At 45.8% G+C, this 23,775-nt stretch carries 19 protein-coding genes; 11 read left to right on the top strand and 8 right to left on the bottom strand.

The window, feature by feature from the left end:
• Positions 1–106: 106 nt before the first annotated feature.
• A complete protein-coding gene (locus SEDOR53_RS0110295; RefSeq protein ID WP_026769651.1) occupies positions 107–1,318 on the top strand; it encodes an MFS transporter in 1,212 nt (403 codons plus the stop codon).
• A gap of 16 nt (positions 1,319–1,334) precedes the next feature.
• Here the strand turns inward: SEDOR53_RS0110295 and SEDOR53_RS0110290 are convergent, their stop codons facing one another.
• From SEDOR53_RS0110290 to SEDOR53_RS0110280, 3 genes are all read right to left on the bottom strand, one after another.
• The gene (locus SEDOR53_RS0110290; RefSeq protein WP_026769650.1) at positions 1,335–1,745 is read right to left on the bottom strand and encodes a hypothetical protein; all 411 of its coding nucleotides are present in this window, start codon (positions 1,743–1,745) and stop codon (positions 1,335–1,337) included.
• A 200-nt stretch (positions 1,746–1,945) separates the two neighbouring features.
• The gene (locus SEDOR53_RS0110285; protein WP_026769649.1) at positions 1,946–3,103 is read right to left on the bottom strand and encodes a homogentisate 1,2-dioxygenase; all 1,158 of its coding nucleotides are present in this window, start codon (positions 3,101–3,103) and stop codon (positions 1,946–1,948) included.
• Between the two features lie 391 nt (positions 3,104–3,494).
• Entirely contained in the window at positions 3,495–3,971 is a 477-nt protein-coding gene (locus SEDOR53_RS0110280; protein WP_026769648.1) for a hypothetical protein, read from the bottom strand.
• 95 nt (positions 3,972–4,066) lie between these two features.
• Here SEDOR53_RS0110280 and SEDOR53_RS0110275 point away from each other — a divergent pair, with 95 nt between their 5' ends.
• The 3 genes from SEDOR53_RS0110275 (at position 4,067) to SEDOR53_RS0110265 (ending at position 6,670) form a co-directional block, all read left to right on the top strand.
• The gene (locus SEDOR53_RS0110275; RefSeq protein ID WP_026769647.1) at positions 4,067–4,879 is read left to right on the top strand and encodes a lipopolysaccharide assembly protein LapB; all 813 of its coding nucleotides are present in this window, start codon (positions 4,067–4,069) and stop codon (positions 4,877–4,879) included.
• A gap of 39 nt (positions 4,880–4,918) precedes the next feature.
• Positions 4,919–5,566 (top strand): ribulose-phosphate 3-epimerase, encoded by a 648-nt coding sequence (gene rpe / locus SEDOR53_RS0110270; protein WP_026769646.1) that lies wholly within the window; start codon positions 4,919–4,921, stop codon positions 5,564–5,566.
• A 126-nt stretch (positions 5,567–5,692) separates the two neighbouring features.
• The gene (locus SEDOR53_RS0110265) at positions 5,693–6,670 is read left to right on the top strand and encodes a PhoH family protein (protein WP_026769645.1); all 978 of its coding nucleotides are present in this window, start codon (positions 5,693–5,695) and stop codon (positions 6,668–6,670) included.
• Position 6,671: 1 nt separating this feature from the next.
• Here the strand turns inward: SEDOR53_RS0110265 and SEDOR53_RS0110260 are convergent, their stop codons facing one another.
• Positions 6,672–7,877 carry a bifunctional 3,4-dihydroxy-2-butanone-4-phosphate synthase/GTP cyclohydrolase II gene (locus tag SEDOR53_RS0110260; RefSeq protein ID WP_026769644.1) on the bottom strand — a complete coding sequence of 402 codons (1,206 nt, stop codon included), beginning with the start codon at positions 7,875–7,877 and terminating at the stop codon, positions 6,672–6,674.
• A 248-nt stretch (positions 7,878–8,125) separates the two neighbouring features.
• Between SEDOR53_RS0110260 and SEDOR53_RS0110255 the strand changes: the two genes are divergently transcribed.
• Together SEDOR53_RS0110255 and SEDOR53_RS17715 are read left to right on the top strand one after the other, a co-directional pair.
• A complete protein-coding gene (locus SEDOR53_RS0110255) occupies positions 8,126–11,404 on the top strand; it encodes a TonB-dependent receptor domain-containing protein (protein WP_037361023.1) in 3,279 nt (1,092 codons plus the stop codon).
• 193 nt (positions 11,405–11,597) lie between these two features.
• Positions 11,598–14,915, top strand: a complete 3,318-nt coding sequence (locus SEDOR53_RS17715; RefSeq protein ID WP_051416596.1) for a carboxypeptidase regulatory-like domain-containing protein — start codon at positions 11,598–11,600, stop codon at positions 14,913–14,915.
• Between the two features lie 48 nt (positions 14,916–14,963).
• Here the strand turns inward: SEDOR53_RS17715 and SEDOR53_RS0110245 are convergent, their stop codons facing one another.
• Both SEDOR53_RS0110245 and dinD read right to left on the bottom strand, forming a co-directional pair.
• The gene (locus SEDOR53_RS0110245; RefSeq protein ID WP_051416595.1) at positions 14,964–15,785 is read right to left on the bottom strand and encodes an esterase family protein; all 822 of its coding nucleotides are present in this window, start codon (positions 15,783–15,785) and stop codon (positions 14,964–14,966) included.
• Positions 15,786–15,789: 4 nt separating this feature from the next.
• Positions 15,790–16,635 (bottom strand): DNA damage-inducible protein D, encoded by an 846-nt coding sequence (gene dinD / locus SEDOR53_RS0110240; RefSeq protein ID WP_026769641.1) that lies wholly within the window; start codon positions 16,633–16,635, stop codon positions 15,790–15,792.
• A gap of 235 nt (positions 16,636–16,870) precedes the next feature.
• Here dinD and SEDOR53_RS0110235 point away from each other — a divergent pair, with 235 nt between their 5' ends.
• The 5 genes from SEDOR53_RS0110235 (at position 16,871) to SEDOR53_RS0110215 (ending at position 22,184) form a co-directional block, all read left to right on the top strand.
• Positions 16,871–17,824 carry a RimK family alpha-L-glutamate ligase gene (locus SEDOR53_RS0110235; RefSeq protein WP_026769640.1) on the top strand — a complete coding sequence of 318 codons (954 nt, stop codon included), beginning with the start codon at positions 16,871–16,873 and terminating at the stop codon, positions 17,822–17,824.
• A 3-nt stretch (positions 17,825–17,827) separates the two neighbouring features.
• The gene (locus SEDOR53_RS0110230; protein ID WP_037361019.1) at positions 17,828–18,937 is read left to right on the top strand and encodes a carboxylate-amine ligase; all 1,110 of its coding nucleotides are present in this window, start codon (positions 17,828–17,830) and stop codon (positions 18,935–18,937) included.
• A gap of 148 nt (positions 18,938–19,085) precedes the next feature.
• The gene (locus SEDOR53_RS0110225; protein ID WP_026769638.1) at positions 19,086–19,622 is read left to right on the top strand and encodes an RNA polymerase sigma factor; all 537 of its coding nucleotides are present in this window, start codon (positions 19,086–19,088) and stop codon (positions 19,620–19,622) included.
• Position 19,623: 1 nt separating this feature from the next.
• Positions 19,624–21,087, top strand: a complete 1,464-nt coding sequence (locus SEDOR53_RS0110220) for an outer membrane beta-barrel protein (RefSeq protein WP_026769637.1) — start codon at positions 19,624–19,626, stop codon at positions 21,085–21,087.
• Between the two features lie 53 nt (positions 21,088–21,140).
• Positions 21,141–22,184, top strand: coding sequence for a hypothetical protein (locus SEDOR53_RS0110215; RefSeq protein WP_026769636.1), 1,044 nt, complete (start codon positions 21,141–21,143; stop codon positions 22,182–22,184).
• A 56-nt stretch (positions 22,185–22,240) separates the two neighbouring features.
• On the opposite strand, the gene SEDOR53_RS0110210 is transcribed toward SEDOR53_RS0110215, so the two are convergent.
• Both SEDOR53_RS0110210 and def read right to left on the bottom strand, forming a co-directional pair.
• Entirely contained in the window at positions 22,241–23,170 is a 930-nt protein-coding gene (locus tag SEDOR53_RS0110210; protein ID WP_026769635.1) for a hypothetical protein, read from the bottom strand.
• A complete protein-coding gene (gene def / locus SEDOR53_RS0110205) occupies positions 23,167–23,745 on the bottom strand; it encodes a peptide deformylase (RefSeq protein ID WP_026769634.1) in 579 nt (192 codons plus the stop codon). The genes SEDOR53_RS0110210 and def overlap by 4 nt, the downstream gene beginning before the upstream one ends.
• Positions 23,746–23,775: the final 30 nt, after the last annotated feature.

The raw sequence follows: 23,775 nt of genomic DNA, 5'->3' as shown, positions 1-23,775 counted from the left end.
CAGTACCGGCTTGAATTTTGCAAAAAATGGCTTGAATTGCACAAGTCTGCTTTGACCGTTGTATGGTAATTTTGTGCCGCGAAACAAAATAACGGAGCAAATACAGATGAAAGATACGAACAGCAAGGATCAACGGCTCAGCACATGGCTGGCATTTGCATTATTACCCCTGGCGGGATTTGCCACAGATATTTATCTTCCCTCTTTACCGGGTATGTCGGTATCGCTGGGTATTACAGAGATCCGCACACAGTTTACATTGAGTATTTTCCTGATCAGCTACGGTATTTCACAGTTGTTCATCGGCAGTGTGCTCGATAGTTTTGGCCGGCACAAGATCGGCGTGGTTTGTCTGCTCGTATTCGCTGTGGCCAGTTTTGTCATTGCCCGGTCGCACAATATTTACCTGATCTACCTCATGCGCGTGGTACATGGTATCACAGCAGCCACCATTGTAGTATCCAAACGGGCCTATTTTGTAGATGTGTTCACGGGTGACCGTCTGAAGCATTACCTCAGCCTGTTCTCCATTATTTGGTCTACCGGTCCTATTGTTGCACCTTTTGTAGGCGGCTACCTGCAAAATAATTTCGGCTGGCAATCAAATTTCTATTTCCTGGGAATATGGGCCGTATTGTTTGCACTGCTCGAATATTTTTTCAACAGGGAAAGCCTGAAACACTTTTCTCCTTTTCATTTCAAAAGCATTGTGCAGGTGTATACCAGTATGTTGCGTACTACCAGCTTTACACTGGGACTGCTCATTATTGGCATCTCCTATTCAATGGTGATGGTGTACAACATGACCGGTCCTTTCATCATCGAACACCATTTGCATTTCACTGCCGTTATTGCAGGCTACTGTTCATTAATCATCGGATTTGCCTGGATGATAGGTGGTTTTATTGGTAAGTCCACCATTCACAAACCTTTTGTGAAAAAGCTGTCTTTGAACCTCGCCATCCAGGTACTCATTTGCCTGGTCATGTTGTTCAGCACTTCATTTATTGAGCATATTTTCCTGTTGGCGTCTTTCGCTTTTCTTGTGCATGTGTGTGCCGGTTTTGCGTTCAATGTTTATTTCACTTATTGCCTGGGCAAATTTCCCAGGAACGCAGGCATCGCCAGTGGTTTAACAGGCGGTATTATGTACGTAATCGTGTCTGTACTGAGTTATGGCATGGTGTACCTGATGCCGGCTAATGATACCAGGAACCTGGGTTGGAGTTACCTGATACTGATCGTTGCAGTTGCACTGGTAATGTGGGCAGTGAGGAAAAACGAAGAGCCCGCAAAACAGCAGGCCCTTGTTGGTTGATACGTTCAATATGTGATCAATAATGCACCGGATCCTTGGTCAGGTGAACCTTGGTCATCTGCAGATAATGATTTTGCAGTTGGTGCACGTAGTGGATATCGGGGTTATGCCTCCGGTCTTCGCGATACCAGATCTCCATCTGCGAAAAATCGCCGGCAACGGGCGTTACAATGCGAAAGGGACCTTTGAGGTATTTAACAGACCCCTCGCCGTTGGCTTGTTTTTCGAAATGCAGTTTCGTCAATTCCTCTTCGTTCAGTGGAATCGGGTGTAGCTGGTCCTGTTCAAACCAAAAATCCTGCACATCGGTTTGAACACAAATTTGTTTTTCATCTCCGTTTAATTCGACCACTTCTCCGTTCCATGTTTTTCCTTCAAACTCTGCACGGACATAGTCGCCGATCTTGATGTCGCTGAATTTGATCATGTGGCTAGCTTTTTTGTTTAGAACCAAAAGTTAAGGGAAATTTCTGATTTCTGATTTGATCATGTCTGATTTTTTTGTTACCCCCTTATCGTCATCCCGAGCGAGCGAAGAACGTCATCCTGAGTGAGCGAAGCGAATCGAAGGACCTGCTCAATACTCAGGCAGGTCCCTCGGCTTCGCTCGGGATGACGGTCTGTATTTTACTCCGCCCAACTCATGGTATAGCCGGGGTTCTCAATCTCTAATGCTTCCACTGTCAGCTGAAGCGGATGGAAGGTATCGATCATCACCGCCAGCTCATCGGTTTGCTTTTTGCCGATGCTTTTTTCCACGGCGCCGGGATGCGGGCCATGCGGGATACCGGCTGGGTGCAAAGTGATCATCCCCCTGGTAACATGCTTGCGGCTCATGAAATCGCCCGCCACATAATACAACACTTCATCGCTGTCGATATTGCTGTGGTTATAAGGTGCAGGCACCGCATCGGGATGGTAATCGTACAGGCGCGGACAAAAACTGCACACCACGAAATTATGGGCCTCGAAAGTGAGGTGGACAGGCGGCGGCTGGTGTACACGTCCCGTGATGGGCTCAAAATCGTGTATGCTGAATGCAAAAGGATAACAATAGCCATCCCATCCTACCACATCGAAGGGGTGATGGGCGTAATGAAGCCCATACAGCACCCCTTTCTTTTTGGTTTTGATGAGGAAGTCTCCCGCTTCATCGATCGTTAAGAGTTGTTGAGGGGTACGGATATCCCGTTCGCAATACGGTGAATGTTCCAGTAATTGTCCGTATTTACCCAGGTATTTTTTAGGATAGCGGATAGGACTGAAACTTTCAACGATCAGTAGCCTGTTATGCTTGTCATTGAATTGTACCTGGTAGATGGTTCCGCGGGGTATCACCAGGTAATCGCCATAAGCAAAAGGTATTTGTCCGTATTGTGTAAGCAGGGTACCGCTTCCTTCATGAATAAAGATCAGTTCATCGGCATCTGCGTTCTTATAAAAATACCCTTTTGTACTTTCCTCCGGTGCAGCGAGTACAATATGACAATCATTGTTCACCAGTATGGGTTTACGGCTGGTCAAAAAATCTGCTTCGGGCCGTATATGAAATCCTTCGAAACTGCGGTGCTTGAGCATTTTTTCTTCCGCTATGCTGGGCATTGCAGGCACTGGTTCATCTGTATGAATGATCTGCGTTGGCGGCCAGTGATGATACAGCAGCGAATAATCGTTACTGAATCCTTCGGTAGAGAACAATTGTTCGGAGTACAGGGTCCCGTCGGGTCTACGGAACTGGGTATGACGTTTATGAGGAATGGTTCCTAAGCTATGATAGTGAGGCATGTCTGTGCAATATTGTAGTAAAGAAATAATCTGCACGTCATCCTGAGCGAGCGGAGCGAGTCGAAGGAGCTGTTAAGGATTTGATGAGGCCCCTCGGCTACGCTCGGGGTGACGAATAATGGTTGTGCGTTTCCCACCACTTTGCCAATTGAAGAGAGAGCATAAGGAAATAATATTTCCATACGCGCTTATCGATCCAATATGTGAAATTCCGATGGAATGGCATAGCAAAACAATCTCCATCAAAGATACGCATATAATGATCACTTGTTTACTTTAAACCGCGTCATCCTGAGTGAGCGAAGCGAATCGAAGGACCTGCTGAACGTTCGAGCAGATCCCTCGGCTGCGCTCGGGATGACGACGCATAAAAGATCGGGATGACGTTGTTTTATGCATTGATGCCCGGGAACCAGGGTCTTCCTATATCGGCGCGGAAGGGCCAGGGAACAGCAGCCAGTATCAGCAGCAGGGCCAGCAGGAAGAAGATAAATGCTTTACGGTACTTCACTTCGTCGGGTACGGCTTTCTTCGCCATGCCATAACCAAGCGTAATAAATACCACCGATAAGATCATCGCTACCGGGTGTTCGATCCAATAGAAACGGAAAAAATGATTTTTCATCAGTGACTCGCCTTCCGGCAGGCTCGTTTTGAAAATACCGTATCGCCCTACTGCAAGCTGGTACAGCCCGATCAGCAAGGTGATGTGCGCACTGATCAACGTGAACAACCATGTTTTGCGGTCACCGGCGGAAAAAGTTTTCTTACCCTTCCACCCGGTATACGCTTTGTAGATAGACAATAACAACAGTATCGAGATCACCCAACGCAATAAATTGTGTAAATGCAGAAGTCCTGTATCCATAATGATTGGTTTTAAAGAGCACAAAGTAACGCTATTTCAACTGCATATCTTTTCATGTATTCACTTAACCAATACACAATCTGTATTTTCGCAACATGAAACGTTGGCACTTCCTACTGTTATGGGTTACCATCGCCACTGCGTGTAACAACCATGAACCAAAAGAATCTCCTAAAGCAGCATCCAGGATACAGGAGCCATCACCCCAGGTTAAACGATTGTATCAAAGTGTTGCCAGCTATCCCGACAGTATAGGCCTTCGCCTGCTGTTAGTGAATGCACTTGATAGCGCCGGTGATTACCGGCCTGCTTTGCTGCAGATGGATTCATTGCTTCGGAAAGACAGTCTCAATTTCGGACTCTGGTTTCGCAAAGCCACTTTGCAGGAACATGCCAAAGACACCAGCGGCGCCTTACAGTCTTACCATTTTGCCGCCCGCATTTATCCTTCTCCCGATGCATTGCTGGCCATGGCCAACTTGTATGCCGAACAGAAAAACAACAAAGCGCTTGCTTTATGTGCGCAGGTAGATGCGATGAGATTGGGCAGGGAATACACCGCTCATACCAGTTTCATCGGCGGCGTGTATTATGCCCGTACCCGAAATGCTTCCAAAGCCATTGACCTGTTCAATCGCTGTATTGCCAACGACTATACTTATATGGAAGCCTATATGGAGAAAGGATTCCTGTATTTCGATGCACAGAAAACGGAGGAAGCCCGCAAAGTGTTTGAAACAGCCACTTCTGTAAGGGTCAATTATGCCGATGCCTGGTACTGGCTGGCCAAATGCCAGGAAACACTGAACGACCGTGCAGAGGCCATCAAAAGTTACCAAACGGCGCTGGCCCTCGACCCGGGCATTACCGAGGCTACGGCCGCATTAAAAAAGCTGGGAGTGAACTGAAATAATTGCAATAATTTTGCGCATCCTTAAACAAGCATCATGCCCATCGTTGCCCCTTCTTTATTGAGTGCCAATTTCCTCAACCTGCAGCAGGATTGTGAAATGTTGAATGAAAGCCGGGCCGACTGGTTCCACCTCGATGTGATGGACGGGCGCTTTGTACCCAATATCAGCTTTGGGTTGCCCATCATTGAGCACGTGAGAAAAGCCACCAAAAAGATATGCGATGTGCACCTGATGATCGAAGAGCCAGAAAAATATGCAGAGGCTTTCAAGAAAGCCGGCGCCGATATATTGACTGTTCATTACGAAGCTTGTCCGCATTTACACCGCAACCTGCAACAGATCAAAAGCCTGGGTATGCGCGCAGGCGTAGCCCTGAACCCGCATACACCTGTTAATTTCCTCTCAGATGTATTGGATGATATTGACCTGGTTTGCCTCATGAGTGTGAATCCCGGCTTCGGTGGTCAACAATTTATTCCGCATACCATTGATAAGATCCGTGCACTCAGGCACATGATCAAAGACAGAAACCTTCCTACACTGATAGAGATCGACGGCGGCGTAACACTTCAAAACGCAGCTGCCATTGTGCATGCCGGCGCCGATGTACTGGTAGCGGGCAATACCGTTTTTAAATCTGACGATCCCGTTAAAACAATTGAGGCGCTTAAAGCGTTATAATTAACAATCTCTATCCACACCCTGTGCATAACAAATGCTAGGATTTGATAGATATATCCAATTAAATTTGAGACAGATGCAAGGGTAAGTATCAAATTTATTCCGTCATACATTAAACTGAACAGATTGACAGAAGCTATCATTAACCTCGAGACTGTTAACCCCATTGAATTTTTTGGAGTAAACAACGGAAAGTTGGACCTGCTGCGAAAGAAATTTCCCCTTTTAAAAATCCTTTCACGCGGAACACAAATGAAACTAAGTGGCGCCCCCGAACAGATCGAATCTGCCCGGGAGAAAATAGATCTCATCATACAGTACCTGGAAAGAAATGGTCACCTCAGTGAAAACTATTTCGAACAGATACTGGGTGGTGATGACGGCGAAACAGTAGACAATTTCGTTGAGAGCCATCCCAACGATGTGCTCGTGTTCGGTCCGAATGGCAAAACCGTCCGCGCCCGTACGCAGAACCAGAAAAAGCTGGTGCAGGCGGCCGACCGGAACGACATTGTCTTTGCGATAGGCCCGGCCGGTACAGGTAAAACCTATACCGCTGTAGCACTCGCCGTACGCGCGTTGAAGAACAAAGTCGTGAAGAAAATTATCCTCACTCGCCCTGCGGTTGAGGCAGGCGAAAGCCTCGGTTTCCTTCCCGGCGACCTGAAAGAAAAGATTGATCCCTACCTGCGGCCTTTGTATGATGCGCTGGACGATATGATACCTGCCGATAAGCTGGGTTATTATATGAGTACGCGTACCATTGAAGTGGCACCGCTGGCCTATATGCGCGGCCGCACCCTTGATAATGCATTCATCATCCTGGATGAGGCGCAGAATACGAACGACTTACAGTTGAAAATGTTCCTCACGCGTATCGGCGCCAATGCCAAAGCCATCATCACGGGCGACCCTACCCAGATTGACCTGCCCCGCAACCAGCGGAGCGGACTGGCCAAAGCCACCCGTATACTCAAAAGCATCGATGGCATTGCCCATATTGAACTGAATGAAGAAGACGTGGTGCGTCACAAACTGGTGAAATCGATCATCAAAGCCTACGAAAAAGAGAAAGAGAAGGAAGAGCAAGAAATTAGACATTAATTTATAATTCACCTAGTATTTTATGCCCCAGCTTGTCTCTTTTAGTCTCAAGGTATTTTACGTTGTGCGGATTGGCAGGCACTTCAATGGGCACTACTTCTGTTATCTCAAGACCATAGCCCAATAATCCGGCACGCTTGCGTGGGTTATTGCTCATGAGGCGGAGTTTGCTGATACCTAAGTAACGGAGTATTTGGGCGCCTACACCATAGTCGCGTTCATCTTTATCAAAACCCAGTTCCAGGTTGGCTTCTACAGTATCCAAGCCCTCTTCCTGCAACTTATAAGCGCGTAATTTATTGATGAGGCCGATGCCACGGCCTTCCTGGTTCATATACAATATGATGCCTTTGCCTTCCTTTTCTACCATCGACATGGCTTTGTGCAATTGTTCGCCGCAATCGCAGCGGAAACTGCCCAGGATATCGCCGGTAAAACAACTGCTATGCACACGCGTGAGCACGGGTTCATCCTTCACCCAAATACCTTTGATCAGGGCCAGGTGCTCACCGCCGGTAGCTTTTTCTTTGAAGGCCACCAGTTTGAAATGACCATACCTGGTAGGCATGTCCACCCTTACCAGTTCTTCTATCAGGGAGTCGGTTTTGAGGCGGTAATCGATCAGGTCTTTGATGGAAATGATCTTCAGGCTGAATTTTTTGGCGATCTCCAACAGTTGGGGCAGTCTCGCCATGGTGCCGTCTTCATTCATCACTTCCACCAGTACACCGGCAGGTTCCAGTCCGGCCAGTCTTGCCAGGTCCACCGCCGCTTCTGTATGTCCGGCGCGGCGCAATACCCCACCATTTTTAGCACGCAAAGGAAATATATGCCCTGGACGTCCGAGATCGGAAGGTTTGGTTTCGGGGTCAACCAGGGCCAATATGGTCTTGGACCGGTCGTGCGCTGAGATACCGGTAGTAGTGCCATGGCCGAGCAGGTCTACCGAAACGGTAAAAGCCGTCTCATGTAAAGAAGTATTGGAACTCACCATCGGGTCGAGGCCCAACTCTTTGCAACGGTCTTCCGTTAAGGTAGCGCAGATAAGCCCCCTGCCCTCCTTACTCATGAAATTGATGACTTCCGGAGTAGCATGACGGGCCGCAATGATAAAATCGCCTTCATTTTCCCTGTCTTCATCATCCACCACTATAATCATCTTGCCATTCCGTATATCATCAATGGCGTCCTGGATCCTATCGAGCATAACTGATTTTTGAACTGCAAAATTACGGCTCCTGAAGGGTAAAAGCCCAAACTAAGTTTCGAGATATATAAACCAGATTGAATATTATACAAAAAGCTGCACAGATTTACCTTAACAATTGAACAAAAAATACACAATCCGGCGAATAACTGCATAGAATGCTCATTTCGGACAACCTTTTGTTAACATTATGTTGTAATTACACAGAGATATTTTGCTTTCTTTGTGCAGAACTAACATTTCGACCTATGCTTAAAAAGAGAATCCTACAATGTTCTATTGTATTGCTAATGCTATGCCCGGCACTGGTGAACGCCCAGGTTACCACCAGTAGTATCACGGGCAATGTTAAGAGCAGCAGCGGTACTTCGCTCGAGGGAGCAGCCGTTACCGCTACACACGTTCCTTCCGGAACCATATACACCACTATTTCAACAAGGGGGGGCAGTTTCAACCTTCCGGGTTTGAGGATCGGCGGCCCTTATACCGTGAAGATCACTTATGTTGGATTGAAAGAAGAAAATTTCCAGGATATATACCTTATGCTGGGTGAGCCTTATACAGTGAATTCCGTGCTCGCCGACGAATCGAAAAGCCTGACTGAAGTAGTGGTGAGCACACAACGCCGCAGGGCTGCTGTAGATAAAAGCGGACCAACTACGGTTGTTAACCAGCGTTTATTGTCGAGCTTGCCTACCATCACCAGGAGTATCAGCGATTTTACACGGCTTACTCCACAGGCCAACGGTACCAGTTTTGCCGGTCGCGACGGCCGTTACAATAATACAGTGGTAGATGGCGCCAACCTCAACAACAACTTCGGTCTCAGCACCGATCCGTTGCCCGGTGGCGGTTCCAACCCCATCGCCCTGGATGCCATTGAAGAAGTATCCGTAAGCATCGCTCCTACCGATGTGAGGCAGTCGGGCTTCACCGGCGCCGGTATCAATGCCATCACCAAAAGTGGTACCAATACCCTGAAAGGTTCTTTGTACGGTTATTACCGCAACCAGGATTATAACGGACGTAACGTAGGCGCTGTTAAACTTTCTACTCCTGCTCTTTCCAGCAACAAAACTTTTGGCGGAACCCTCGGCGGAGCCATCATCAAGAACAAACTGTTCTTCTTTGTGAACTATGAATCGGAGGAAAGAAACGCTCCCGGTATTCCCTATTCACCCAAGGGTGGATCAGGCAATGGTAATGTTTCCAGCACGCAGACCGACTCTCTCTCAAAATTTGCGGGTTTCCTGAAAAGCAAATATAATTTCGATCCAGGCGCTTATGATAATTTCCCCAACTTTAAAGTGAAGAACCACAAATTGCTGGTGAAGATCGACTGGAACATCAGCAATACCCACAAACTTACTGCGAAGTATAATGAACTGGTGAACACCAACGACCAGCCATTGAACGGATCCAGTATTCCCAATAACCCCAACTTCAGCGTGGTAGGTGGAACAGGCAGTATCAGCCGTTTGCCCAATAACCGTTTCAGCCTTAACTCCATGGCTTTTGCCAATTCCAATTATGGGTTTAAAGACGTGGTAAGGTCGGGCGCATTGGAGTTAAATTCCAATTTCCATGGTAAATTTTCCAACCAGTTATTAGCAACCCTTACTAAAGTGCAGGATACCCGTACCATACCTGGTGGTACTGCATTTCCGACTGTGGATATTTTCAACAACAACGGACAGAACTATATGTCTGCCGGTACAGACCCTTTTACCCGCAACAACGATGTGATCAACAACATCTACAGTGTGATCGACAACTTTACTTACTATGCGGGTAAGCATACCCTTACTGCCGGTGTATCTTATGAATACCAGAAAGTAGGTAATATGTTCATGCCGGGCGCTTCCAGTTATTATGCGTTTAATTCATTGTCTGATTTTATGAATGGAAAAGCGCCTGCTGCTTTTTCTTATACCTATTCACTGGTACCAGGTCAGGCTGCTGTTTATTCAGCCAACCTGAAAGTAGGCCAGTTGGCATTTTATGCGCAGGATGAGATCAACGTGAATGAAAACTTCAAACTGACATTCGGTCTGCGACTCGACAAACCGGTGTATCCCGAGCAACCCCTGGAGAACCCCAATGTTACGGCCATCTCATTCCCCGACAAAAACGGCAATCCTACCAATTACAGTACCGGTATGTGGCCCAAGAGCAGCCTGTACTGGTCGCCCCGCGTAGGTTTCCGTTACAAGATAGATGAAGAGAACCTGGTGGTTCGTGGTGGTACAGGCGTTTTCACCGGACGCATTCCATTTGTTTATCTTACCAATATGCCTTCCAACAGTTTTATGTACCAGGCGGGTGTATCGGTTACCAATGCAGCGCAACTGCAGAACTTCCTGTTCAACCCGAACCCCGATGCTTATAAGAGCAGTTTCTCCAGTGTGCCCGGCACTTTACCCAACGGAGCCAACCTGGTGTTGATCGATCCCAATTTCAAATTTCCACAGGTATGGAGGAGCAACCTGGGCTTCGACAGGAAGCTGGGTGATGGCTGGATGGTGAGCATGGATCTCTTGTATACAAAAGACATCAATGCAGTGGTGATGCGCAATGCCAACCAAAAAGCGCCGAATGCAACACTGGCCGGCGCCGATAACAGGCCCCGTTATGCAACCAGCGCCGATCGCAAGCTTTACAGCAATATCGGTTCTGCTATTGTGCTCGAAAATACCACCATGGGTTCCAGCGGATCTGCTACTTTCCAGATCGCAAGGACAGCCACCAAAGGGTTCTTCGGTTCATTGGCTTATACGCTCAGCTATGCATCTGAAGTCACTTCCAATCCCGGAAGCCAGGCCACTTCTGTATGGAACAGCAATCCCACAGTTGGTACACAAAACAGCCTGGAAATATCCAACTCGGCTTATGTAACCCCGCATCGTTTCATCGGTACACTTTCTTACCGTTTTGAATACCTGAACCATGCGGCTACCACCATTTCATTGTTTGGAGAATTGGCCAAGCAGAATAACTACAGTTATGTATATAATGGTGACCTGAACAATGATGGTAATAATTCTACCGATCTGATGTACATCACCCCTAATGTGTTATTTGTAAACCAGGCTGCCAGCGGTTCCAACCCTGCACGTACAGTGGCTGAACAAGCGGCTGCATGGTCACAGTTTGTGCAGAATACACCTTACCTGCGCCAGAACATAGGCAGCTATGCAGGTCGTAATGAGGCTTACCTGCCCTGGCTGTCCCGCGTTGATGTTAAGGTGCTGCAAGACCTGTTCATCATTGCCGGAAAAAGGAGACAAACCATTCAAATCAGTGCCGATATCCTGAATGCCGGTAACCTTATCAACAGCAAATGGGGTGTAAGGCAGGTGTTAACTGCTGCTAATCCTTTGGTCTTTAAAGGCTATGATGCTACCACAGGACAGCCTACTTTCAACCTGCAGCAACAGAACGGTCAACTGGTAACACAGCCCTGGACCAATGCACTTTCCAGTGCCAGTACCTGGGGATTACAACTGGGACTGCGATACATCTTCTAAATTTCTTCCAAAGAAAAATGCCTTTCAAAAATTTGAAGGGCATTTTTCTTTGGAATAGTTGCTTTTTCGAATAAACTGTCTATAATAAGTTATTAACAGTTTTCATCATCGGTAACAATCATTTAATGTAAAATTAAGCTCCATAGGTACCCATGCAGATATTTTTGCAAATCAAACTAAACTTTAACAATTTATGAGAAGAACCATGCGTTCCGTGTTCGCTCTGCTCATAGCCGTATGTTCAGGCATACTGGTTGCAAGAGCACAGGAAACTACTTCAGACATTCAAGGCATTATTACCAGCGAGAATGGTCAACTCAGCGGCGCCGTGATTACAGCGTTGCACCTCCCTTCAGGTACAAAATATGTTACTACCAGTCGTAAAGACGGCCGGTATAACCTGCCTAACCTTAAAGTAGGAGGCCCTTATACTATTACCGTGAGCTATCTCGGCCAGAAAGAACAAAAACAGGAAAATGTGTTTTTGGTACTGGGTCAGGAATTCAAAGCTGATTTCAGTTTGAAGACCGATACCAAGACGCTTACTGAAGTAGTGGTAACCGCTACCGGCAGGCAGGACAAGGTTTTCAATACCAACAGAACTGGTAGCCAGGAAGTGGTGAGCCGTGCTCAAATTGAAAAACTACCTACCATCAACCGTAGCTTACAAGATTTTACAAAACTCACCCCTTCATCCAATGGTCTCAGTTTTGGAGGACGCAGCAATCAATATAATAATATTACTGTTGATGGCGCTAATTTCAACAATGCATTTGGATTGTCTGGTGTTTTGGGTGGCCAAACCAGCTCACAGCCTATCAGCCTCGATGCCATTGAGCAGATACAGGTAAACATTGCCCCTTACGATGTAAGACAAGGTGGTTTCTCCGGCGCTGGTGTGAACTCTGTTACACGCAGTGGTACCAATGAAGTAAAAGCTTCTGTTTATACTTATCTCAGAAGCCCGGGTTTGCAGGGTTATAATGTAAGAACCAATACTGTTACTAAACCCAGTTTCACTTACAATTTAAGAGGTGCTTCTATCGGAGCCCCCATCATCAAGAACAAGTTGTTCATTTTCGTGAGCGGTGAACAGGAAAGAATCAGTCAGCCTGCAACTACTTATGTTGCCAATAAACCCGGACAAACAGCCATCCCAGGTGTTATTTCTCAGGCAGTTGCTGATACGCTCGACGCGCTGAAAAACTTCCTGATGCAGAAATACAACTATAATCCGGGCTTCTACCAGGGTTATAATTATGATACTTACAGCGATAAGTTAACTGTAAGGCTCGACTGGAATGTCAGCAGGAAGAGTACTTTCACGCTGAAGTATAACTACCTGAAATCTTATAAAGATATTTCAGCAAGCAACAGTGGGGCTCCGAATGGCGGCAGACAGCCCAGCAATACCGGTCTGCCTTTCAGCGGCAGTGGCTACCGTATCAACAACAACTTCAATATTGTAATTGCTGAACTGAATACCAGCTTCAGCAATAAACTCTCTAATAAATTGCAGGTAGGTTACACTGCATTGAGGGATTACCGCGCAAGCCTTGCCGGCGGCGACTTTCCTCTTGTGGATATCCTGAACGGCCAGGGACAGAGCTATACCGCTTTCGGTTATGAACCCTTTACTTATAATAACGTGCTCAACACAAATGTGTTCCAGTTCTCTGATATTGTTACTATGTATGCAGGTAAACACGAGATCACATTGGGAACACAGAATTATGTGAAGAACTTCAAAAATGGTTTTGCACCCAACTATGAAGGTGCTTACCAGTTCAATACACTCTCTGATTTCTATAGCAGTGCCATGAATGGTACCGCCAATGCAAAGAGCTATGCAGTACAATATTCCCTGACAAAAGACGGTTCTTTCCCCTTTGCCAATATCGGCGCTACAGAATGGGGTGCTTTTATCCAGGATAAATGGCGCATCAGAAACAACTTAACTGTTACCGGTGGTTTCCGTTTCGACCTGCCTGTGTTCCAGAATAAATTCGATGCGAACCCTTATGCTTCGCAACTGGCATTCCGCAATGGCAACCATTACGATGTAGGCCAGAAGCCTGGTAGTAATCTGTTGGTATCACCTCGCTTTGGATTCAACTGGGATGTATTCGGCGATCATAAAACACAGGTGCGTGGCGGTTTTGGTTGGTTCAGCGGCCCTCCTCCTTTTGTGTGGATCAGCAACCAGGCTAGCAACAACGGTGTACAGTTCGGTTCATACAACAACTCAAAGAACCCTGCAACCGGCAAACCTTATGTATTTAGTCCTGATATCAATGCTTACAGACCCGCTGCAGGAGCTGCTAATACTTCTTACAACCTGGTGTTCACAGATCCCAATTTCAAGTACCCGCAGGTCATGAAGCTCAGCTTCGCGGTTGACCAGAAACTGCCTGGCAACCTGGTAGCTACTGTTGAATACAATTATTCAAAAGAAGTGAACGCTGTTTATTTCCAGAATGTAAACCTGCCTTCTACCGGTACGCCATTGGTAGGCTCTGATAACAGGATCCGTTACGATTCCAGCAAAATCTGGAATGGTGCAGGCGGCGCTTCTGTTACCAACCCTAATATTTCCAATGCCATACTCATGAAGAATTCTAATAAAGGTTATTCTTATATGGTTACGGCAAGACTCGAAAAAACATTGCGCAACTTCAACGCCAGTGTAGCCTATACTTACAGCCAATCTAAATCCATCAATGATGGTGGATCTATTGCCGCCAGTAACTGGCGCGACAGGCCTGTAAAAGGTGATCCCAACAGTGATGAGATTGGTTATGCTAACTTCTACCAGCCTCACCGCGTGATTGCTTATGCTTCTTATCGTAAAGAATATGCAAAAAACTTTGCTACTTCAGTAGGTCTTGTATTTGAAGCCGCCCCCAATGGTGCAGGTTCTTATACTTACCAGGGAGACCTGATCAATGCCAACACAGGTGGCAACAGCTCATTGATCTATATTCCGAAAGACAAGTCAGACATTGTACTGGTACCCGTTAATACTGGTGGCGGTACCATCACTGATACACGTACAGCGGCACAGATGTGGAACCAGTTGAATGCCTTCATCCAGCAGGATCCTTATATGAGCTCACATCGCGGACAAATAGCGGAAAGGAATGCCGTGGTATTGCCCTGGTTCAAACACCTTGATTTGAACATAACACAGGACTTTTACCTGAAGAATAAACATACTTTGCGTTTAAGCTTTGACATTATCAACGTAGGTAATTTCCTGAACAAGAACTGGGGTATTGCTAAAACCTTCAACAGCACTTCTTTCCTGAAGTTTGAAGGCATTGCTCCTGCAGGAGATCCGAATGCAGGTAAGCCTCGCTATTCTTTCCTGTACCAGGATGCTGCCAATCAGATACCTTATGTGAACAGTTTCCAGGATAGTTTCGGTGCCTTCTCAAGATGGCAGGGCCAGATTGGAATCAGGTACTTATTCAATGATCAATCTTCTCGTTCTTCATCTCCGAGACGTTAATATTATCTGTAGTATAAAAAAAGCTTCCTGATTAATCAGGAGGCTTTTTTATTTAGCCCATCCCCATTTGAGGAACTCAGGCCAGGCTTTTGCCCAACTTTCCACGTCATGTGTACCTTCTTTGAGTTCCATATAGTGAATGTGCTGATCGGTATATCCTTTGGCTTTTAATTCAACAATGAGATCGAGTGCATCATCGATGGAATCTATCACACCGTTCTTGTTACGGTCTTCCGTTTCATCGTCCGTACCACATTCAATAAAGAACTGCAACCATGGATAAAAATCACCTTTGCGTACCTGCAGGTGCATGAGGCGGTCTTTTTCATCATCATATCCTTCTTCATACCCTTTACGCCGCCACCACAATGAGCCGCTGAACACGCCTACCCTGCTGAACTCGCTGGCATGGTTCCACACGATATCGAGCGCGCTGAGCGCCCCCAGTGAAAACCCGGCAAAGGATTTATCCCTGAATGAAGGGGCCTGGTATGTTTTGCGTATATACGGTAATAATTCTTCAAAAATAAATTTGGTATAAAGCCCTGCACGTGCACCTCTTCCCTGATAGTCAGCTGCATACGCTGTTCCATATTCCATTTTTCTTTCCGGTCCACAACAGATACCTACACATACCAACGGAGATATCTCATTACCTGTGATCATTTTATCTAGTAACTCATCAAAGGCTATTTTATGAAGGTCTTGCCCATCATTGATCAACAACAGGCTTAATTGTTCGGCAGATTCTATCTTACCAGGAATGTACACATCTATTTGTACCTCTCGTTCCAGATAGTCAGAATACAGGATTTTCTGCTCAGTTGATACAAGTTGTAAAGGACTAGATTCAATATTCGTTGCTTGCATATAGCTATTTCTTCTTTAATGTTTTAGTTTCTTTCAGCATTTTTTTATCTTCAGATTTTACTTTCTTTTTGATTTCCTTGATGTCTTTTTCTATTGGCAATTTTTCAGGCTTTATTCCGCTTTTTAGCAACAAACCCCTCACATCTTTATTGTTTTTTACATGCTCTTGTGTAATAACGGGCTCCATTGACAGGTCATTTTTCCGGATATTTACGTTTGTCAGTTCATTGGCAAAGTCTTTGGCCTTAATAGTGATGGTTGGTAAGAAATCTGCCAATGGCCTATTATCAGGAACACCTAACGCCGTTTTCATATCGAGTGTGGTTTTACCACCAAATAAAGCCTGATCTCCTTTGCTTTTAATTTTTGCAAAACCTGTTCTATCAATTCCTTTTTGAAATATCAACTTAGACAACTCCTTTTCTGAAATAGTTAACTTTTCTCTTGCCTGTAATCGTTCCCATTCTTTCAAACGTTGTTCAAGCAGTTCCTGTTTTCTTGTTTGTACTGCAAAATAATTCATCGCAAATGCAATCTCATCTTTGCGTGGATCGCCATTCTGAGCAATGAGATAACAGGCATATCGCGTGAGCATGATATCCTCTATTTCTCTTTGGGCTCCCGAACCGAGGTCGACCATTTTCCTGACGTCAAGAAAATGGTCAGGCAATTGATGTTTGGCTGTAGAACAAGCCACTTTTGCTTTATCAACTACTTTGATGAAATTGTCCCATTTTGAATATCCTAATAATCGTTGAATATCCCTCGCAAACCAAAACTCTACGTCTTCGGTTGTGTTCGCAGCGGATTCAAACTCGTTATGCAATTGCGATATAATCTCCTGTTTCATCCGTTATTTTTACAGGTTGAACTTTCAAATCTAAATATATCCAGGAAGTCACGAACAGATTTACGGGAAATACCTGATTTTTCAAAGCAAGTATATTGTATGCCGAGGCTTATCAGACCATTTTCCCGACGCCGGGAAAATGGTCTGATAAGCCTTTTTGAAATAAGCTGGCTAATGATCGAACAATCCAAAAAAAACCTACCTTGAAAGCAAATCCAACCTCAAAATCTCCAACATGAAAAAGATCGGCATTCTATTCGGACAGGAAAGAAGCTTTCCCATGGCTTTTGTTGAGCGCATCAACGCCAAGCACGTGGAAGGCATCAGCGCAGAACCTGTTCGGATAGACAAAGTGATGCAGGGTGTGGCAACCGATTACGCAGTGATCGTGGACCGCATCAGCCAGGACGTGCCTTTTTACCGGGCCTTCCTCAAAAATGCAGCGCTCTGTGGAACAGCCGTTATCAACAATCCCTTCTGGTGGAGTGCCGATGAAAAATTTTTCAATAATTGTTTAGCCACACAGATCAATGTGCCGGTTCCCAAAACGGTTATCCTACCTTCTCGCGAGTTGCCGGCCGATACTTCTGATCAATCGTTCAGCAACCTGGCTTACCCGCTCGACTGGGAAAGCATTTTCCATTATGTAGGTTTCCCCGCTTATATGAAACCCTTTGCCGGCGGTGGCTGGAAGAATGTTTACAAGCTCACCAGCATGGATGATTTTTTTGAAAAACATAGCGAGACCGGTCAGCTCGTGATGTTGTTACAGGAAGAAATTATTTTCGAAGAATATTATCGCTGCTATTGCATAGGCGGTAAATACGTACGCATCATGCCATACGAACCCCGTAACCCGCACCACCTGCGTTATGTGGCCGATTTTGCTCCTTCGGCAGAAAAGCTGAAAGAAATGGAATCGATCGTATTGCGCATCAACCAATACCTGGGTTATGATTTCAACACGGTGGAACTGGCGCTGCGTGATGGCGTTCCTTATGCCATTGACTTCTGCAACCCCGCTCCCGATGCCGATCTGAAAAGCGTAGGAGCAGATAATTTTGAATGGGTGGTGGAAACCGCAGCCAATTATGCCATAGAAAAAGCGCTGTCTGTAACACCCGGCATCGATAACCTTACCTGGGGAGAATATGTAAAAAGAAGCAGCGCCAAACAAAAACTGATTTAGACGATGGGAGATATGAATTACTCGCACTTTACACTGGGCGTGGAAGAAGAATACATGGTGCTCGATCCGCATACACGTGAGCTGAAAAGCCATGAACAAAAGATCGTGCTGGAGGGTCAGAAAATCATCAAAGACAAAGTGAAGGCCGAAATGCACCAGGCTGTAGTGGAAGTGGGTACCGATATCTGCCGCAATATCGACGAAGCTTTCAAAGACGTGGCCACCCTCCGGGGAACGATTGCACAGATTGCAGGTGATCTCGGTTTATGGGTGGGCGCTTCGGGCACACATCCTTTCAGTCACTGGGAACACCAGCTCATCACCGACCACGCCCGTTACAACGAGATCGTGAATGAGCTGCAGGAAGCAGCCCGCAGTAACCTCATTTTCGGATTGCATGTGCATGTAGGCATGGAAGACCGCCGGATGGCCATGCATATTGCCAATACCGCCCGGTATTTTTTGCCGCATGTGTACGCACTCAGTACCAACTCGCCTTTCTGGGAAGGCAGGCTTACCGGTTATAAATCTTTCCGCACCAAGGTATTCGATAAGTTTCCGCGTACGGGCATACCTGATTTTTTTGAAAGCATTGAAGCTTACGAGAATTATGTGAACCTGCTCATCAAGACCAATTGCATCGACAATGCCAAAAAGATCTGGTGGGACCTGCGCGTGCATCCATTCTTCAATACTGTGGAATTCCGTATCTGCGATGTGCCGCTGACCGTAAATGAGACCATTTCCATTGCCGCCCTGTTCCAGGCCATTTGCGCCAAAATATACAAGCTGCGCAGCCAGAACCTCAATTTCATGATGTACCAGCGTTCGGTGATCAATGAAAATAAATGGAGGGCCAGTCGCTATGGCATTGATGGCGCCCTGATCGATTTTGGCAAGGAGACCGAAGTAAATACCCGCGCCCTCATTTACGAACTCATGGATTTTGTAGATGATGTGGTGGATGACCTGGGTTCCCGGCATGCCATCAATCATATCCACACCATATTTGAACAGGGTACCGGGGCCGACAGGCAGCTGGCCGTTTACCAGGAAACCAATAGCCTGGCGAGCGTGGTTGACTATATACATGATCAGTTTTTACTAGCATAAAATAATCATCCGCTATGTAAAGCGATGGAAATCAACATTTTTTTAAAATTCCGTGTTTTAACTTTTTATTTTTTTTAATTTCTCGCAGGCAACGAACCCTCCTCAACGGGTATCTTTAGCAAGAAGTCAATCCTAAACCAACCTGCAGGTGACAGAATCTGAACTTATCAAGGGATGTATCAAGCAACATACCGGTTGCCAGCATATACTGTTTGAAAGGTATGCCGGTAAGATGATGAGCGTATGCCTGCGTTATGCCAACGATACCATGGAAGCCGAAGACATGCTGCAGGACGCTTTCATCAAAGTATTCAAATACATCGAACAGTTCAAATCGGAAGGTTCATTTGAGGGCTGGATCAGGCGTATTGTGGTGAATACGGCTATCAGGCATTTGGAAAAAAAGAAGATCCGTTTCAAAGAGATCGATGACCACAGCAACGATGCACCCAAGATGGATCCCAGCACCTATAGCCATTTGGGTGAAGAAGATCTTTTAAAATTGATTGGTCAGTTGCCAGAAGGTTACCGGATGGTTTTTAACCTGAATGTGGTGGAAGGATACAGTCATGAAGAAATAGCAGAAATGCTGAACATACAACCCGGCACCAGCCGCAGCCAATTGGTAAAGGCCCGGAAGATGCTGCAACAACAAATATTACAACTACAAAAAATTGCTGTATAACATGAGCGATAACCAATTTGATCAATTCATCAGGGCAAAGCTCAAAGACCATTCTGCTCCTGTGCCGCCGGGTCTTTGGGAAAAGATCAAGCCCGATGAAAAAGACGACCGTAAAGGTTTCGTCCTGCCCCGGATCAACACCCTTGGCAGGTACATGATTGCGCTGGCCCTCCTGGGGGCTTTCGCTGTTGGAGGATACCTGTATTTCAATAATAATACAGCTGGCACAGATCATTCAGGTATACCGAACCAACAACTGGTATCACAGCAGCCATCTGCAATCACAACACAAGATAAGCAACACGCACAGGAGCAAACCGTTGCTGGCAATGAATCAGCTTCTAATAATAATTCCACGCAAAATCCAAACGCTATCGTTCAAAATAATACACTTCTTAATAATAATCATACACCCAACAACGAATCGAACAACAATAATGAACTTGCATTATCTGCACAGATAACACCCGGCAGTACTACTTACAAAAATGCACAGGCTGCTGATATCAATTATAATAGTCATCCTGCATCACAAGAACAAGCAGCTCCCATCCAGTCAGCATCAGCAGACAGCCGTTTCAACCTGCTGGCAGCCGCTCCTCTTTCTTCAGACAGGAACAGTTTGTTGTATGATATGAAAGAATTGAAAAATCTTGAATTGATGAATGCAGCCGCTCATACCAGGCGCGTTCCCAATTTGCTGATTTGTCCTACTGCGAATGGCGGAAGATATGTGAATCCTGATTGGTATGTTGAATACTATGCTTCACCCGACCTCGCGTTTAAATCCGAGCAGAATGTATCGGCTACCCCGCAATACATGCAGCGTAAAGACAGCAGCGAAAGTTCACAACCCGGCTTCAGTGTAGGTGTGCGGTTGGTGAAACCATTCAGCGATAACTTTGTGTTGAAAGCAGGTTTGCAATACGGACAGATCAATCAACAATTCGCTTACCGTAGTGAAAACGAAATCAAAACAACCACAGTAGTTACACAACGTCAAATCATTAGGGGGCCGGGCGATACCGTAATAGTCAACGATACCAGCGTGTTGCGCCAGATCGGTTACCGCAATAATACTGTAACCAATCATTTCCGTACCATCGATGTACCAGTAACAATTGGTTACCAGTTTGGCAGGGATGAAGATGATTTCAGGGTGGGTATAAATGCAGGCGTGATATTCAATCTCTCTTCCTGGTACCAGGGTGTGGTGCTCGATAAATCACTCGCCACCGTTCCTATCGACAAAGCAAGCACAGCTATATATAAAAGTAATATCGGCATGGGATTGTACACCAGCATCAGTTTCATGAAACGATTGGGTGAAAACAGCCAGTTATTTTTCGAACCTTATTTCAGGTATAATTTGTCGAACATCACCACCGATCAGGCCGCCTATAATCAGAAATTTCACGTTGGCGGATTGGCCATCGGATTAAGATATAATTTAAATAGAAGATAGCAGGCAACGCGCGAAACACTACCTGTATCTAGGATGTAGTAATAACATTAACTATGAAAAAGACTATAACCATCGGATGTATTGCGCTCCTGTTCTTTACAGCTTGTAAAAAAGAATTGTCAAGCAATCTAATCCTTTATCCCAATCATCCGCTGAACGATACAGCCTGGATGAAAAATGCAACCGGCAGTGCTACGCTCAACGAGTTGGCTCAGCTGATGTTCCCCAATCTCACAGTTGATTCTTTCGACTGTTCTAAAACAGATACACTGAGTTACGGCGACAGCCTCTCCATTGTAATTCCCGGCAGTTCCTTTACTTATGCCGGTGGTGGAAGCGGTGGCAGTGGCGGAGGAGGTGGAAGCAATGTATGTTCTGGTCCCGTACGGATTGAATTCTTCCGTCTGAAAACCAAAGGCGATTTCATCAAATTCTTCAAACCTACTGTCAGCAATGGTTACCTGCTGGAGACAGGCGGCGGTATCTTTATCCGCGTAACGCAAAATGGTCATGAATTAAAACTCTTACCCGGCGCTACCATCACCATACGCTTCAGTGATACACAGGATCCCAAACCCAACATGCAGGTATTCTATGCTGCTGAAACCATCCCTTATCTTACACTGGGTAATATTGATACCATGCATACCTGGTTGCGCGATCTCGATACTACCTGGATCAAGACCTGGTCGAAACCCAACAGCACCAACACTTCCATTGTAACAGGATACGAATTGGTTTCCAAGAACCTGCGATGGATCAGTGCGTGCAGGTACACAGATAGTACACTTCCGAGCACCAAGATCACTGCTGTGCTGCCACCCAACTTCACCAATAGAAATACCGTTGTATTCGCTGTATTCGCCAACCAGAAAACAGTAGTGAGACTGAAAGATGATTTTGATTCGAGGTCCTTCGCGACATGGCGTATACCCATCGGAAGCAAGATTACACTGGTATCTATATCACGCATTGGAACGGATCTTTACCTGGGCACCAAAAACATCAACGATGTAGGCACAGTAACACATTACGTGATTGATCCACCGGTACAGAAGAACCTCACCGAGATACTTCAATACCTCAATTCATTATAACCAACGCTTTCGTTTTTAATAGTCAGGGGGTTAAGGGTTGCAAGCGATTGCAGCCCTTACTTTTTGAAGTCAAACAAGGTAGCTGTGAACTGGGCGCGTTCTCTTTTTTTGAAAATGACATCCCAGTTGCCTTTGTAACGCAATACACTTGGAACTGTGAGCCCTTCGAATTTGGTCATTTCCACTTCCATGCTCACGTCGAAATCGTACACACCTGCTTTGTAGCTCAGGGAATAATTACGTCCCAATACTTCCAGTGTTTTCTGGTCGAACCAGGTATCCATCTGGTCAACCACAATGCGGTCGTTCTTTAAGAAACCCAGGTCTTCTTTTGGTTTGATGGAAAATTCATAAGCCAGCGTACCGTGGTATTCAACAATATCCAACCGGTAATCGTAGAGCTCGTGCGCGCTCTCATCGTAGAGGTCCAGCTTGTTGCCGATAAAAGGAATGCCGGGTATTTTTTTTCCGGGGTTGAAGAACAGCATTTTCAACTGCTCTTTGTGTTTTTCTATCCCCGATTTTCCGCTGGTGTTCAGGATATGTCCTTTTACAATATTATTCTCTCCGCAAACGGTTCCTTTGGTAAAGAACAGCCCTGCATACAATTCCGCAGTCATGTAATTATAATTCCGTTTGCTGTCGTAAAAATCTCCTGTTGTCTGTTCTTCCAGCACGTCCATCGTACGGCAGCCATTGGCCCTGTTCTGTCTTGTTTTGCTGTTCAGAGAGGCTTTTACAGCGCCTTTCTTATCCAGCATCTTGATATCGTTGTAAGAACTGAACCCGAGTATGCGCAGGTTGCGAAAGGCCTTGTAGAATGTGGTATCTTCCTTGATCTGGGCCAGCAGCTTTTTGTAATCGAAATTATTCCGCACCACCACTTCGGCGAGGGTAACCCGTTGCTTATCGATCAGTATGGAGGTATCCTGCGCTGCCGAATGAAAGCAAACCAATATCAACAAAAAGCTGCAGTACTTCATCATTTGATGAATATCATTTTATAATCCACTTTGGTTTTTCCCTTGCTGATATCGGTCAGCTTGCCGTGCAGCATTTTTTTCTTCAAAGGTTTCAGGTAGTCGATAAAAAGTCTGCCATCGATATGGTCGTATTCGTGTAAAATGATGCGGGCGGAAAGGCCTGTAAAGGTTTCTTTGTGTTGTTGGAATTGTTCATCCATATACTCCAGCACCACTTCTGCCGGCCTGCTGATATCTTCCCTGATATTGGGAATGCTCAGGCATCCTTCGTTGTACGCCCATTCATGTCCATTGAGTTCCTTGATATGCGCGTTGATGAATACCTTTTTGATACCGGGGGCATCGCTGTATTGTTTTTTTTCTTCTTCTTCGAGGTGTTCGAATATCTGCGCGCTGTCCATCACGAACAAACGAATATCTTTATTGATCTGCGGAGCCGCCAGTCCAACGCCATTGCTCGCATACATGGTTTCCCACATATCGGCTATTAATTGTTCCAGCCTGGGGTAATCAGGCGTAATATCCGCTCCCACTTTCCTTAGCACCGCAGCGCCATAAGCCACAATTGGAAGAATCATCGATCTGCTTGGTTTTAATGAGTAATGAGC

The organism is Asinibacterium sp. OR53 (assembly GCF_000515315.1).
GTDB lineage: Bacteria > Bacteroidota > Bacteroidia > Chitinophagales > Chitinophagaceae > Sediminibacterium.
This window is presented reverse-complemented; position numbering and strand designations above follow the sequence as displayed.